This is a genomic window from Psychromarinibacter halotolerans, from assembly GCF_029168315.1.
Classification (GTDB): domain Bacteria; phylum Pseudomonadota; class Alphaproteobacteria; order Rhodobacterales; family Rhodobacteraceae; genus Psychromarinibacter; species Psychromarinibacter halotolerans.
Map to the genome: position 1 here is coordinate 465,000 of NZ_JARGYD010000004.1, position 14,074 is coordinate 479,073.

11 protein-coding genes are annotated in these 14,074 nt (G+C 65.2%); 8 read left to right on the plus strand and 3 right to left on the minus strand.

The window, feature by feature from the left end; all coding sequences use genetic code 11:
* Positions 1-64: 64 nt before the first annotated feature.
* The 3 genes from P1K30_RS13380 (at position 65) to P1K30_RS13390 (ending at position 4,240) form a co-directional block, all read left to right on the plus strand.
* Positions 65-802, plus strand: coding sequence for a DUF3592 domain-containing protein (locus tag P1K30_RS13380; RefSeq protein ID WP_275633245.1), 738 nt, complete (start codon positions 65-67; stop codon positions 800-802).
* Positions 803-883: 81 nt separating this feature from the next.
* The gene (locus P1K30_RS13385) at positions 884-3,169 is read left to right on the plus strand and encodes a xanthine dehydrogenase family protein molybdopterin-binding subunit (RefSeq protein WP_275633246.1); all 2,286 of its coding nucleotides are present in this window, start codon (positions 884-886) and stop codon (positions 3,167-3,169) included.
* A 27-nt stretch (positions 3,170-3,196) separates the two neighbouring features.
* Entirely contained in the window at positions 3,197-4,240 is a 1,044-nt protein-coding gene (locus tag P1K30_RS13390) for a DUF2235 domain-containing protein (protein WP_275633247.1), read from the plus strand.
* Between the two features lie 17 nt (positions 4,241-4,257).
* Here the strand turns inward: P1K30_RS13390 and P1K30_RS13395 are convergent, their stop codons facing one another.
* Genes P1K30_RS13395 through P1K30_RS13405 form a run of 3 tightly spaced genes read right to left on the minus strand, consistent with a single transcriptional unit; the run spans position 4,258 to position 7,589 of the window.
* On the minus strand, positions 4,258-5,553 hold the full coding sequence (locus tag P1K30_RS13395; protein WP_275633248.1) for an NAD(P)/FAD-dependent oxidoreductase: 1,296 nt from the start codon (positions 5,551-5,553) through the stop codon (positions 4,258-4,260).
* Between the two features lie 4 nt (positions 5,554-5,557).
* Complete coding sequence (locus P1K30_RS13400) at positions 5,558-6,910, minus strand: glutamine synthetase family protein (protein ID WP_275633249.1); 1,353 nt, start codon at positions 6,908-6,910, stop codon at positions 5,558-5,560.
* Positions 6,903-7,589: a type 1 glutamine amidotransferase gene (locus P1K30_RS13405; RefSeq protein ID WP_275633250.1), complete on the minus strand. Its 687-nt coding sequence runs from the start codon at positions 7,587-7,589 to the stop codon at positions 6,903-6,905. Before P1K30_RS13405 ends, P1K30_RS13400 begins: the two co-directional genes overlap by 8 nt.
* 189 nt (positions 7,590-7,778) lie before the next feature.
* Between P1K30_RS13405 and folE2 the strand changes: the two genes are divergently transcribed.
* The 5 genes from folE2 (at position 7,779) to P1K30_RS13430 (ending at position 13,938) form a co-directional block, all read left to right on the plus strand.
* On the plus strand, positions 7,779-8,879 hold the full coding sequence (gene folE2 / locus P1K30_RS13410; protein WP_275633251.1) for a GTP cyclohydrolase FolE2: 1,101 nt from the start codon (positions 7,779-7,781) through the stop codon (positions 8,877-8,879).
* A gap of 87 nt (positions 8,880-8,966) precedes the next feature.
* Positions 8,967-10,415, plus strand: a complete 1,449-nt coding sequence (locus tag P1K30_RS13415; protein WP_275633252.1) for a TrkH family potassium uptake protein — start codon at positions 8,967-8,969, stop codon at positions 10,413-10,415.
* Between the two features lie 74 nt (positions 10,416-10,489).
* Entirely contained in the window at positions 10,490-10,687 is a 198-nt protein-coding gene (locus P1K30_RS13420; protein WP_275633253.1) for a hypothetical protein, read from the plus strand.
* A gap of 517 nt (positions 10,688-11,204) precedes the next feature.
* The gene (locus P1K30_RS13425) at positions 11,205-11,606 is read left to right on the plus strand and encodes a hypothetical protein (RefSeq protein ID WP_275633254.1); all 402 of its coding nucleotides are present in this window, start codon (positions 11,205-11,207) and stop codon (positions 11,604-11,606) included.
* A 184-nt stretch (positions 11,607-11,790) separates the two neighbouring features.
* On the plus strand, positions 11,791-13,938 hold the full coding sequence (locus tag P1K30_RS13430) for a malate synthase G (RefSeq protein WP_275633255.1): 2,148 nt from the start codon (positions 11,791-11,793) through the stop codon (positions 13,936-13,938).
* The last annotated feature ends 136 nt before the right edge of the window (positions 13,939-14,074 follow it).

A 14,074-nucleotide genomic window follows, 5' to 3' on the forward strand; every position in this document is an offset into this window, starting at 1 on the left:
GATCCCGCTTCCCGCGGGGCGGGGACTCTTTTACGGTTGGCGCACGAACCAAGGCAGGGGACAAATGACGACCTACCGGCGCAGGCATCATCGGACGGAACCGCGCAGTTGGTTCAGCCTGTTCCTGCGCTTTGGCGGCTGGGCGGCAATCGTGCTGGCGGTCGCGTTGCTGGTGACCACGCTGTTCAGCGCCGGGGCGCTGTTTCTTGCGGACCGGATCGACCGGGACGGGGCGCTGGCCTATGCCACTGTCACCGACAAGCGGGCCGAGGGCGAAACGCGGTTCGTGACCTTCACCTTCAAGGCGCGCGGCGGCGGTGGGCGGACAGAGACGGTGACCGTCGATCCCTCGTATTACGATTCACTGGCCGAAGGCGATGAACGCCCGGTACGATACGATCCCGAAACGCCCGGCGCGGTCGAGACCGATCTGGGCTTCTACGCCCGCATCGGCGCCCGCCTGCGTTGGGGTGCGCTTGTGCTGGGGCTGCTGGGCCTTGCCGCCCTGTGGGCCGTCGGCCAGCGGGCGAACCGCGCCATCAAGGTCCGCCGCGACGGCGATCGTCGCATGGCGGACGTCATGGGGGTGCGCGACCTGCGGCTGCGGATCGGGGGCGCCCAGCAGGGCCGCCTGACATGGCGCGAGCCGGATGGCCGGACCGGAGAAAGCTTTCCCCACGACGCAGACTGGCTGCGCAAGACCTACGGGCCCGGCGACCAGATCGTGGTTTTCCGCCTTGGCCGCCACGCCTGCTGGGAGGGGGACGTCGGGCCGTCCCGGCAAGACACGGAATCTGCGTGATCTTCCGGTTCGCGGGGGCTGGACACCGGGGCGCGAACGGCTAGGCTCCCCGGCAAACGGCCACGCATCAGGGAGCGCAGCATGGAGAAGTTCGGGAAAAGCCAGTCGGTCAAGCGGGTAGAGGACCTGCGTCTGCTGACCGGCCACGGCCGTTACGTCGAGGATATCGCGCCGGAAGGCTCGCTGGTGGCCTATTTCGTCCGCTCGACCGTCGCACATGCGGTCATCAAGGGCATCGACACCGCAGAAGCGAAAGACGTGGATGGCGTGCACGCCGTGCTGACGGCGCAGGACTTGATCGACGCGGGCGTCGACATGAACATCGAGTTCAGCCAAGTCCCGAACCGCGATGGGTCCGAAGGCTGCGCCGCGCCGCGCCCGGTTCTGGCGACGGATCGCGTGCGCTATGTCGGCGAAGCCTATGCCTGCGTGATCGCCGAAACGATGGCGCAAGCCAAGGACGCGGCAGAGCTGATCGAATTCGACTATGACGAACTGCCCGCCAAGATCGACCCGGTGCCGGGGGGCGAGGAACTGCACCCCGACCACACCAAGGACAACATCGTTTACGACTTCTGCGACGGGGACGAGGCGGCGACCAAGAAGGTCTTCGAAGAAGCCCACAAGGTCATCGAACTGGAAGTCGTGGACAACCGGATCATCGTGAACTCGATGGAACCGCGCGGCGCCTATGCCGAGTGGGACGGAGACAAGCTGCACCTGTGCTTCAACGGGCAGGGCGTCTGGGGTATGAAATCCCATCTCGCGAAAAGCTTCGGCATGGACGAGGAAAAGGTCCGCGTGACCCATCCCGACGTCGGCGGCGGCTTTGGCATGAAGGCCCCGCCGTATCCCGAGTATTTCGTCATCGCCGAAGCGTCCAAGCGCGCTGGAAAGCCGGTGCTGTGGATGTCCGACCGGACCGAGGCGATGCTGACCGACAACGGCGGCCGCGCGCTGGTTTCGACCACCAAGATGGCCTTCGATGCCGACAACAAGCTGATCGGCTACTGGGTTCAGACCATGTCCGACATGGGCGCCTACAGCTCGAACTTCGGCCAGTTCATCCAAAGCTTCCTGTTCGCCCGCGTTCTGATGGGCGTCTACGACGTGCAGCACGCGCTGTTGGAGGTGAAGGGCATCTTCACCAACACCGTCCCCACCGACGCCTATCGCGGCGCCGGCCGGCCCGAGGCGATCTTTGCGCTGGAGCGCTCGATGGACAACGCCGCCCGCGTGCTGGGCGTCGATCCGCTGGAATTGCGGCGCAAGAACTTCATCCCGGTCGACAAGTTCCCGTACAAGACCGTCACGGGCGAGAACTATGACGTGGGCGATTTCAACAAGGTGCTGAACCGCGCCGAGGCCGAGGCCGACCTTGCGGGCTTCGCGGCGCGCAAGGCCAAGTCGGCCGAGGCGGGCAAGCTGCGCGGGCTTGGCCTGTGCTATTACATTGAATCGATCCTCGGCGATCCGTCCGAGCACACGCAGGTCGATTTCAACGAGGACGGCACCGCCACGATCTACGTCGGCACCCAGTCGAACGGGCAGGGGCACGAGACCGTGTTCGCGCAGTTCCTCAGCGACCAGACCGGGATTCCGGTGGACAAGATCAGCTTCGTTCAGGGCGACAGCGACCGCATCGCCATCGGTGGCGGCACGGGCGGCTCGCGCTCTGTCACGACGCAGAACAACGCCGTGCTGTACACGGTCGAGGTGATGACCAAGGCCTTCACCAAGTTCCTTGCGGAAGAAAACGGCGTCGACGAAAGCGACGTCAGCTTTGACGACGAACGGTTCCGGATCGAAGGCTCGAACGCCACGCCCAGCTTCCTTGAGGTGGCCGCGATGGCGCGCGAGAAGAACCGCACCGACCTGCTGTCGTTCCGCGAAAAGGCGAAGATCCCCGGCCGGTCCTATCCGAACGGCGCGCATTTCGCAGAGGTCGAGATCGACCCCGACACCGGCGAAACGACGGTGGTCAAGTACACCGTGGTCGACGACCTCGGGAACCTGATCAACCCGATGCTGGCCGAAGGGCAGGTCCACGGCGGCGTTGCGCAGGGTATCGGTCAGGCGATCAACGAACGCGTGGTCTATGACGAGGACGGCCAGCTTCTGACCGCGACCTTCATGGATTATTCAATGCCGCGCGCCTATGACACGCCGTGGATCATGTTCAACTCGGAACCCGTGCCCTCGACCGCCAACATCATGGGCATGAAGGGCTGTGGCGAGGCGGGGACCGTCGGCGCACTGGCCGCCGTGACCAACGCGGTGCAGGACGCCGTGTGGGACCGCGGGATCCAGAACGTCGCGATGCCCTTCACGCCCATGCGGGTCTGGGAGCTGCTGAACGCCGCGTGAAAGGCGTGACGGCAGGAGGAAACTAACATGCGCTGGCGCGACCGCCTTCTAGGCTGGCTGCGCCTGCGCCCGCGGGCCGAAACGACGCCCGCGCCGGTGCGCGGTGCGGTCGATCACGTCATCATCCTTGACGGCACGCTGTCCTCGCTGGACGCGGGGCGCGAGACCAACGCCGGTTTGCTGTACAAGCTGCTGCAAGAGGTCGCGCGATCCTCGAACGGGACCGGCCGGCGGCTGTCGGTGCGCTATGAATCCGGCATCCAGTGGACCGGGTGGCGCAGTTCCCGCGATGTGATCGAGGGACGCGGCATCAACCGGCAGATCCGCCGGGTCTATGGTTTTCTGTCCTCGCGCTATCATCCGGGCGATCGCATCTGGCTGTTCGGCTATTCGCGCGGCGGCTATGCGGTTCGGTCACTGGCCGGGCTGATCGACCGTGTGGGGCTGCTGCTTCCGGAACACGCGACGGAACGCAACATCCGGCTGGCGTACCGATATTACGAACGCAACGGCGACAGCCCCGGCGCCTCGATCTTCCGCGAGCGACGCTGTCATCCGCTGGTCGAGGTCGAGATGGTCGGCGTCTGGGACACGGTCAAGGCGCTGGGCCTGCGCCTGCCCATCGTCTGGCAATGGACCGAACGCCCGCACCTGTTCCACAACCACGAGCTTGGGCCGCATATCCGCCACGGCTTTCAGGCGCTGGCGCTTCACGAAACGAGAGAGGCGTTCTCGCCCGTTCTCTGGAAGACGCGGCCCGGCCACAGCGGCACGGTGGAACAGATGTGGTTCCGAGGCTCGCACGGGGATATCGGCGGCCAGTTGTCGGGATTCGAAGCGGCGCGCCCGCTGGCGAACATCCCGCTGGTCTGGATGCTGGAAAAATCCGAAACGCTGGGCCTGCCGCTTCCAGACGACTGGCGCGACAGGTTTCCGTGCGACCCGTTGGCGCCGTCGGTGGGCACCTTTCGGGGGTGGGGCAAGGTGTTCCTGCTGCGCAAGCGCCGCGTCGTGGGGGCGGACGCATCCGAGGCGGTGCATCCCTCGGCCCGGGACGGGCAGTCTGCATAAAGCGGGCGCTGCCCGCGTTACATCCCCAGCCGGTCGCGCAAGGCGAACCACGACATCGCCAAAGCCACCAGCGTGCCGCGCGCCGGACCCAGCGGGGGCAGGGCGGGCGGACGGGCCTTGGCCATCACGTCGAACCGGCTCATGTCCCCGTGCATTGCCTGCGCAAGGATCTTGCCCGCCAGCGTCGCCATCGCGACCCCGTGGCCCGAATAGCCCGAGGCGGACCAGATGCCGGGCCGGGGCCGGGCAAAGTCGGGCATCCGCGACCGGGTGATCGCCAGCGTGCCGCCCCACGCGTGGTCGATCTTCACGTCGGCCAGTTGCGGGTAGATCTCTAACATCGGTTTGCGCGCGACGGCGGCAAGGTCCTTCGGAAAGCGGTAGCCATAGTTCTCGCCACCGCCGAACAGCAGCCGCCCGTCATGCGACAGGCGCCAGTAATTCACCACGAACTTGGTGTCGGCGACCGCGATATCCTCGGCCAGAACCTCGCGCGCGCGGTCGCCAAGGGGTTCGGTCGCGACGATGAAGTTGTTGATCGGCATGATCCGCGCCGCGACCTTGCGCTCCAGCCCGCCGAGATAGCCATTGCAGGCCAGAACGACCTGATCGGCCCGGATTGTGCCCGACGCGGTGCGCACGATGCCGGTTTTTACCGACTGCGCCTCGGTCCGCTCGTAGATGCGCACGCCGGCCTCGACCGCCGCCTTCGCCAGCCCGAACGCATACCGCAGCGGGTGCAGGTGACCCGAGGCACGTTCGATCATGCCGCCGTGAAACGCCTCGGACCCGATCAGCGCGCGAATGCCGTCACGGTCCAGCGCCTGCGCCGAGGCAAGGCCATAGTCGTCGCGCAGCTTGGCGGCATATTCGGCGGCGTGGGCGGCGTCCTCGGCCGACCACGCAGCGTCAGCCACGCCGGTCCGCCATTCCGCGTAGATGCCGTGGTCCGCGATCAGCGATTTGACCAGTTCAACCGATTCCCAGCCGATGTCCCAAAGCTTGCGGGCGTCGTCCTTGCCGAAGGTCTGTTCCAGCCAGACCTGATCCTTGCGTTGGCCCACCAGAACTTGCCCGCCGTTGCGGCCCGACGCGCCGAAGCCGACGCGATGCGCTTCGATCACCGCGACGTCATAGCCAAGGCGAGCGGCGTGCAGCGCGGTCGACAGGCCGGTGAAACCGCCGCCGACGATAACGATGTCGGCGCGCGTGTCGCCGTCCAGCGCGGGGAAGGGCGGCAGCGGCTCGGCACTGGCGGCGTACCAGCTGCCGGGATACGTGCCGGGCCGGTCGTTGGCGTGAAGAAGGTTCATGGCCTCAGACGTTCAGTAGAAGGTGCTCGCGTTCCCACGGGCTGATCACCTGCAGGAACTCCTGATACTCGACCTGTTTCACCGCCTCGTAGATGCGGCTGAACTCGGGGTGCAGGACCTCGCGGATCGCCTCGGCGCCCGCGAACTGGTCCAGCGCAACGCCAAGCCCGTCGGGCAGCGCGGGTTCGAGGTCATAGGCGTTGCCAGCGAAGGCCGGGCGCGGTTCGATCTGTTCGACAAGCCCCAGATAGCCGCACGCCAGCGAGGCCGCGATGCCAAGATAGGGGTTGCAGTCCATCCCGGCGATCCGGTTCTCGACCCGGCGCGCCGTGGGGCCCGACACCGGCACCCGGATGCCCGTGGTGCGGTTGTCGCTGGCCCATTCAAGGTTGATCGGTGCCGCATGGTCGCGCACGTACCGGCGATAGCTGTTCACGTAAGGCGCCATCACCGCGATGACCGAGGGCAGGTGCCGCTGCATCCCGCCGATGAAGTGGCGAAAGGCCGGGGTCTCGCTGCCGTCGGGGTTCGAGAAGATGTTCTGGCCCGTCTTCGCGTCGACCACCGAATGGTGGATGTGCATCGCCGAGCCCGGCTCGTCCTGAATCGGCTTGGCCATGAAGGTCGCGAAGCAGTCGTGCCGCAACGCGGCCTCGCGGATCAGGCGCTTGAAATAGAAGATCTCGTCGGCCAGCTTCACCGGATCGCCGTGCCGCAGGTTCATCTCGATCTGCCCGGCGCCGCCTTCCTGCAGGATGCCGTCGATCTCGAAGCCCTGCGCCTCGGCGAAGTCGTAGATGTCGTCGATGACGGTGCCGTATTCGTCGACAGCCGACATGGAATAGGCCTGACGCGCGGCGGCCCGGCGGCCCGAGCGTCCCATCGGCGGCTCGACCGGCTGGTTCGGGTCGATGTTGCGCGCGACAAGGAAGAATTCCATCTCGGGCGCGACGATCGGCTCCCATCCGCGGTCGTTGTACAATTGTACGACGCGTTTAAGCACGTTGCGCGGGGCAACGGGGATCGGGTTGCCGTCCCGATCTTCGATGTCGTGGATCACCTGTAGCGTCCAGTCGGCCGTCCACGGCGCGGCGGTCGCGGTCTCGAAATCCGGGCGCAGGATCATGTCCGGCTCGGTAAAGTCCGACCCGTCATCGACCCAGTCCCCGGTGATCGTCTGCAGGAAGATCGAGTTGGGCAGGTAGAAATACGGCTGCTTGGCGAATTTGGCGGCGGGCATCGCCTTGCCGCGCGCAACGCCGGCAAGGTCGGCGACGATGCACTCGACCTCGTCCAGCCGTCGGCCTTCCAGCCACGCTTGGGCGGCATCGGGCAGGGCAGAGTTCCAGTCAGACATGGCGGCGCTCCTTGAAGAACCTTGCGATCATTTCCGCGGTCACGGGGCGGTCCACCGTTTCGTCCAGCTGGGTGCGGGCGGCCTCGATCAGGTCGGCGGGCACCACACCGGGGGCGCGCTTGTCCAGCAGCCCTTCGACATAGGGGGCCTCGAACTCGGGGTGGGGTTGAAGGGTAAAGGCGTGGCGTCCGTACAGCAGCCCGGCGTTTGGGCTGTGCGGGCCGGTGGCGATGACCTCGGCGCCATCCGGGCGTTCCGTCACTTGGTCCTGATGCCACGCGTTCACGAACACGTCGCCGACCCCGTCGAAGTGATAGCACTGACGCCCGACGGTCCAGCCGCCGGAATATTTCTCGACCTTGCCCCCCAGCGCCTGCGCGATGATCTGATGGCCGAAGCAGATACCGACCAACGGGATGTCGGCGGCGTGGGCGTCGCGGATGAACTGTTCCAGCGGCGGGATCCACGGATGATCCTCATAGGCGCCGTGGCGCGAGCCGGTGATCAGCCAGCCATCGGCGGCGTGGATCGAACCGGGCAGCACCATTTCAAGCACCGGGTAGGTCTCGAACTCGAAACCCTGTCCCGCAAGCAGGTTCTGGAACATGGTTGGATAGTCTGGGAACTCGGACTGAAGCGCGTCGGGCAGGTGCCCGGTCTGGAGTATTCCGATTTTCATGAAACACCGTGTTGGGAGTTTCGCGGACAGTAGCCTTGCCCCGTTTCCGCGACAAGGGGCGCGGCGTGGCGACAAGGTCCGGCATGGGTGATCCGTGGCGGCAAGCGGCACGTATCCCCTTCAGCTTTGATTGCAACCGCAACAGCCGGCACTAGGTGCTGGCCGGACGATGCCGCAAGGGGATGCATCATGAACGTCTTCACTAAAATGGGCGACGGCCTTGACCGCGCCGACGCCGAACGCGCTCTCGACGTGCTGCGCCGCTGGGCCGGGACCGCCGCGCCGGAAGAGATCCGCGACGTCGACCCGGCGCTGACCCGGCTGCTGGCGCGGCCCGGTCCCGCCGACTATCCGGCGCTGGCCCGCGCCTATCCCGAGGATTTCGAGGCCGGGCCGAACTATCGCGCCACGTTGCCCGATTTGCAGAACGGGCCCGAAAGCCTGATCCGCGGCGCAAAGCGCGCGATCCAGCATGTCGGGATTTCGAACTTCCGCCTGCCGATCCGGTATCACACCCGCGACAACGGCGACCTGACGCTTGAAACCTCGATCACCGGTACCGTCAGCCTCGACGCCGGGAAGAAGGGCATCAACATGTCCCGCATCATGCGGTCGTTCTACAAGCACGCCGAAGAGACGTTCAGCTTCGAGGTGATCGCCGCCGCGCTAGAGGACTACAAGTCCGACCTCGAAAGCTTCGACGCGCGGATCATGATGCGGTTCCGGTTCCCGATGAAGGTGGACAGCCTGCGGTCCGGCCTCTCGGGCTATCAGTATTACGACATCGCGCTGGAACTGGTCGAACAGGCGGGAGAACGGCGCAAGGTGATCCATCTGGATTACGTCTATTCGTCGACCTGCCCCTGTTCGCTGGAACTCAGCGAACACGCGCGGGCGCAGCGCGGTCAACTGGCCACGCCGCATTCGCAGCGGTCGGTGGCGCGGGTGTCGGTCGTGGTGGAAGAGGGGCAGGGCTGCCTGTGGTTCGAGGATCTTGTCGAGATGTGCCGCCGCGCGGTGCCGACCGAGACGCAGGTGATGGTCAAGCGCGAGGACGAACAGGCCTTTGCGGAACTCAACGCAGCCAACCCGATTTTCGTCGAGGACGCGGCGCGTCTGTTCTCGGAGCAGTTGCAAGCCGACGTGCGCGTCGGCGATTTCCGTGTCGTCGCCAGCCATCAGGAAAGCCTGCACAGCCACGACGCGGTGTCGGTCCTGACCGAGGGCGACACCTTCGCGGCGGCCAGTCTTGACCCGCGGCTGTTCGAAAGCCTGTACCACGTCGGGTAGCGGGGCGTGATCGCCGGGGTCACAGCCCGGCGTCACGATCACCCGGCCGCTTGACAGCGCCGCGGTGCAGAGACAAGCCTGCCGGCCATGTTCGACCTTCGTCCCGTAGGATATGTGACCGGCCTTCTCATCGCCTTCATCGGGGTGACGATGGTCGTCCCGATGTTCGCGGACCTGCTGTACAGCAACGGTCATTGGCACATCTTCCTAGAGGCGGGGGTGCTGACCCTTGTCTGTGGCGGGTCCATCGCGATCGCCTGCGCCAATGGCGTCGCTGAGCGGCTGACGATCCAGCAGACCTTTCTTCTGGCCACCAGCGTCTGGCTGTTCATGCCGGTGTTCGGTGCGCTGCCCTTCATGCTTGGCCCGCCCGACGCCCGTATGGTCGACGCCTATTTCGAGGCGATGTCCGGCATGACCACCACGGGGGCCACGGTTTTCTCGGGGCTGGACGACCTGCCCGAGGGCATCCTTCTGTGGCGATCCATGCTGCAATGGTTCGGGGGCGTCGGGATCATCGTGGTCGCGATGGTATTCCTGCCCGAACTGCGCGTCGGCGGGATGCAGATCTTCCGGTCCGAGGCGTTCGACACCGGCGGCAAGGTGCTGCCCCGCGCGGCAGAGATCGCCAGCCGCATCTCGGTGATCTACCTGTTGCTGACCTTGGCCAACGTGATGGCCTATCTTGCCACCGGGATGGATGGGTTCGATGCGTTGAACCATGCGCTGACCACGATTTCGACGGGCGGCTTTTCCACCTACGACGCGTCCTTCGGCACCTTTCAGGGGCCGGCGGAATACGTGGCCTCGGTGTTCATGGTTCTGGCTAGCCTGCCGTTCGTTCGCTACGTGCAGATGATGGCCGGCACCGCGCAGCCGATCATGCGCGACAGCCAGATCCGCGCCTATCTTGGCACCATCGCGATCCTTGTGGGGGTGATGGCCGTGTACCGCGTCATCGCCAACGACGACCACGCCGAACATGCCCTGCGCGAAGGGCTGTTCAACGTCACCTCGATCATCTCGGGCACCGGCTTTGCCAGCGTCGACTATCAGCTGTGGGGCGGGTTCCCGGTGGTGGCCTTCTTCTTCATCGGCCTGATCGGCGGCTGCGCCGGATCGACCGCCTGTTCGGTCAAGATCTTCCGCTATCAGCTTTTGTTCGCCTCCATCCGCGCCCAAGTCGGCAAGATCCACGCCCCCCATGGCGTGTTCACCCCAAGGTACGAGGGCCGGCCGGTTGGCAAGGACGTGATGGATTCGGTCATCTCGTTCTTTGTGGCCTTCGTGGTGCTTCTGGGCCTGTTCTCGGTCCTGCTGGCCACGACGGGGCTGGACACAGTCACATCCGTGTCTGGCGCGGCGGCGACTTTGGCGAACATCGGCCCCGGTCTTGGTCCGATCATCGGGCCGTCGGGCAATTTCGCGCCGCTGCCCGATACCGCGAAGTGGATTCTGTCTGCCGCGATGCTGATCGGGCGGCTCGAGGTGATGGTCGTGATCGTCCTGTTCACCACGAAGTTCTGGCGCGCCTGACCTCGCGGTTTCGTGACCGAACCGTGGGCGCGGTCCCGTCGTTGGTTCCCGAAGGTCAACGACAGGAGGATGCAATGTCCGCACCCGACACGAACATCGAAAAACAGACCCGCTGGCACCGAGGCCCGCTGATCGGCATGGCGGTCGTCGTCCTATTCGCGCTTGGCTATGGCGCGTATTACTTGGGCAATCTTGCCGAAGAAGGAAACAATCCCGACAATCCAGACGTCATTATTGACGGGCGCACCGGCGAAGCGGAAGAAGTTCAATAAATTTTCCGCGCGTTCCGCGTCGAGACTGGCTGATCTTCCAGCCAGTCCGACCGGACCCTGCGCCGCTCGGGTCGTTTCAAAAGCGAAATGGCGCGGGACGCGCCGCAAACCCAAAAATTTAAGTGGTTAAAAACACTCTTTAACACTTTAAGTTGTAATGATTTCTTTACGATTTTCGCATAGCGGGTATTCCGCCCACGCCGGTCACATCGGCAATGACTTGCCGGCACGCGATTTTCCCCGGCGACTCCCCGCGCCTTTGGCGTCTTCTTCGGGCGCCTTGCCTTGGAAATTCCGCATTTGCGTGTGATTCCCGAAATGTCGGATGGGGACACTACAAATGTATCATGATGAATTTCCCGATGGGTTCTGGGAAGATTCGAAGTGGGTGTGCTGGGAGGATACCCGGACACACTCTGAACTTGGACAAGACGGTGGTGGGCAAGATAAGCCCATGTCGCGTCGAGAGTTGGAAGCGTCACTCAGGTATCTTTGCCCAGAGGCAGATCTTTCCTTGGTGCCGTATTTCTACCAGCTGCTTTATCTGGCACGGGACTACCACCTCGATACGGGGCGGCACCTGAACGTCTATGCGCAGATCGGCGAACTGCACGGCGCAATCACCTATGGCATCAGCCTGGCCAAGCTGGGCAATGACCAGTGCGATTGCGAAGACGGCTGCCTGAACGGCGAGTCGGTCAAGATCTGCACGATCACGCCCTTCAGCAAAGCGGACGAGATTTCGGTTACGCTGGACGGGACGTTCCAGAAGCTTCTGGTGGTACGCATCGACCGCAACTTCCGGGTGTCGTCGCGGCTGGTCAGCCGCCGCTGCCTTGTCCGCCAAGAAGAGACGCGGGAGTCGACAAGCGTCGTGCGCGCGCGGTGGGACGACACTGCGAACATGTGCCTGCACTGAAAGCGACAGCCGCCCCGTAGTAGGGCGGCTTTTGACTTAGCAGACCTTGCCGTTCCAGAAATGACCGTCGCCCCTGCCGGACGGGCATGGGATCTCCGCCCGTGTTGCGTCTGTCCGCCCATCTGCCCTATTCAGGGCTGGGCCGCCTTCGGGCGCGCGTTTCTGGACAGGGATGGAACAACACATGGCGCGAGTGACGAAAGCCGGGCTTCAGGTCGACGGGCAACTGGCGGAGTTCATCGAGACGCAGGCGGTGCCGGGCACCGGCGTGTCGGTCGATGCGTTCTGGGACGGGCTGTCGGCCCTGATCCACGACCTTGGCCCGAAAAACCGCGCCCTGCTGGACAAGCGCGCCGCGCTGCAGGCGAAGCTGGACGCGTGGTTTTCTGACCGCAAGGGCGCCGGGCATGATCCGGAGGCACACGAAGCCTACCTGCGCGAGATCGGCTATCTGGTCGAGGAAGGCGAGGATTTCGCCATCGAGACGACCGGCATCGACCCCGAGTTCGCCACCATCGCCGGCCCGCAGCTTGTCGTGCCGATCACCAACGCGCGCTATGCGCTGAACGCCGCGAACGCGCGCTGGGGCTCGCTGTATGACGCACTGTACGGCACAGACGCGCTGGGCGACACGCCTGCGGGCAAGGGCTATGACGCCGAACGCGGTGGCCGCGTGATCGCATGGGCAAAGGCGCATCTGGACAAGGTCGCGCCGCTGGCGGGCGGATCGTGGGCCGATGTGACGTCGCTGAAGGCCGAGGGCGGCACGCTGCTGGTCGAGAACGGCGCCGGAGAGACCGGACTGGCCGATCCGATGCAGTTCGCGGGTCATTCCGCCGACCCGGCGGCGTTCCTGCTGCGCGTCAACGGGCTGCACATCCAGATCACCGTCGATCCCTCGACCCCGGTGGGCCAGCAGGACCCGGCCGGTATCTCGGACATCGCGCTGGAATCGGCGGTGTCGGCGATCATGGACTGCGAGGACTCGGTCGCTTGCGTCGACGGTGAGGACAAGACGCTGGCCTATGCCAACTGGCTGGGCCTGATGAAGGGCGATCTGACCGAAGAGGTGTCCAAGGGCGGCACCACCTTCACCCGCAAGCTGGAAGGCGACCGCACCTATGTCTCGCCCGATGGCGGCAAGCTGGTGCTGAAGGGCCGCGCCATGATGCTGGTGCGGAACGTGGGTCACCTGATGACCAACCCCGCGATCCTCGACCGCGACGGCAACGAGGTGTTCGAGGGGCTGATGGACGCCGCCATCACCACGCTGATCGCGATGCACGACCTGTCCAAGACGGACGGCCTGCGCAACTCGGTCGCCGGATCGGTCTATGTCGTGAAGCCCAAGATGCATGGCCCCGAAGAGGTCGCCTTCGCGGATGAGATTTTCACGCGGGTCGAGCAGATGCTGGGCCTTCCGGCCAATACCGTGAAACTGGGCATCATGGACGAGGAACGTCGCACCAGCGTGAACCTCAAGGAATGCATCCGCGCCGCGAAAAACCGGGTGGCCTTCATCAACACCGGCTTCCTCGACCGCACCGGGGACGAGATCCACACCGCAATGGAAGCGGGGCCGATGATCCGCAAGGGCGAGATGAAGAACGCCAAGTGGATCGCAAGCTACGAGGATCGCAACGTCGATATCGGGCTGGCCTGCGGGCTTCAGGGCAAGGCGCAGATCGGCAAGGGCATGTGGGCGATGCCGGACCTGATGGCCGATATGCTGAAGGCCAAGATCGGCCACCCGAAGGCGGGCGCGACCTGTGCTTGGGTGCCGTCGCCGACCGCCGCGACGCTGCACGCCACCCACTACCACGAGGTTGACGTGTTCGCGGTGCAGGACGGCATCGCCGCCGGCGGTCCGCGCGGCACGCTGTCGGACCTGCTGACGGTGCCGGTGATGACGGGTCAGAACCTGTCCGACGAGGACATCGCCGCCGAGATCGAGAACAACGCCCAAGGCATCCTTGGCTATGTCGTGCGCTGGGTCGATCAGGGCGTCGGCTGTTCCAAGGTGCCCGACATCAACGACATCGGCCTGATGGAAGACCGCGCCACCTGCCGGATCTCCAGTCAGGCGCTGGCGAACTGGCTGCACCACGGTGTCGTCAGCCGCGAACAGGTGATGGCCGCGCTGAAGAAGATGGCCGCGGTCGTGGATCGTCAGAACGAAGGCGACGCGGCTTACCGCCCGATGGCGCCTGACTTCGACGGCATCGCGTTCCAGGCTGCCTGCGATCTGGTGTTCAAGGGGGTCGACCAGCCCTCGGGCTACACCGAGCCGGTGCTGCACGCCCGCCGCCTGCAATTGAAGGCCAAAGGGTAGGGCGCGCGATCCCCGCATGCATGGGGTGCGCGGAGACCGCGCACCCTACGGGTTGGCTTGCCGCTTGCATCCGGTGCGCGGTGGACCGCGCACCCTGCGGATCGCCTCGGGTTCGCCGCCCCCGTGGATCACCACA

Coding starts and splice junctions, on each gene's coding strand:
- folE2 (WP_275633251.1), top strand. CDS start 7,779: ATGAACGTCTTCACTAAAATGGGCGACGGCCTTGACCGCGCCGACGCC.
- P1K30_RS13405 (WP_275633250.1), bottom strand. CDS start 7,589: ATGAAAATCGGAATACTCCAGACCGGGCACCTGCCCGACGCGCTTCAG.
- P1K30_RS13390 (WP_275633247.1), top strand. CDS start 3,197: ATGCGCTGGCGCGACCGCCTTCTAGGCTGGCTGCGCCTGCGCCCGCGG.
- P1K30_RS13430 (WP_275633255.1), top strand. CDS start 11,791: ATGGCGCGAGTGACGAAAGCCGGGCTTCAGGTCGACGGGCAACTGGCG.
- P1K30_RS13380 (WP_275633245.1), top strand. CDS start 65: ATGACGACCTACCGGCGCAGGCATCATCGGACGGAACCGCGCAGTTGG.
- P1K30_RS13420 (WP_275633253.1), top strand. CDS start 10,490: ATGTCCGCACCCGACACGAACATCGAAAAACAGACCCGCTGGCACCGA.
- P1K30_RS13395 (WP_275633248.1), bottom strand. CDS start 5,553: ATGAACCTTCTTCACGCCAACGACCGGCCCGGCACGTATCCCGGCAGC.
- P1K30_RS13400 (WP_275633249.1), bottom strand. CDS start 6,910: ATGTCTGACTGGAACTCTGCCCTGCCCGATGCCGCCCAAGCGTGGCTG.
- P1K30_RS13415 (WP_275633252.1), top strand. CDS start 8,967: ATGTTCGACCTTCGTCCCGTAGGATATGTGACCGGCCTTCTCATCGCC.
- P1K30_RS13385 (WP_275633246.1), top strand. CDS start 884: ATGGAGAAGTTCGGGAAAAGCCAGTCGGTCAAGCGGGTAGAGGACCTG.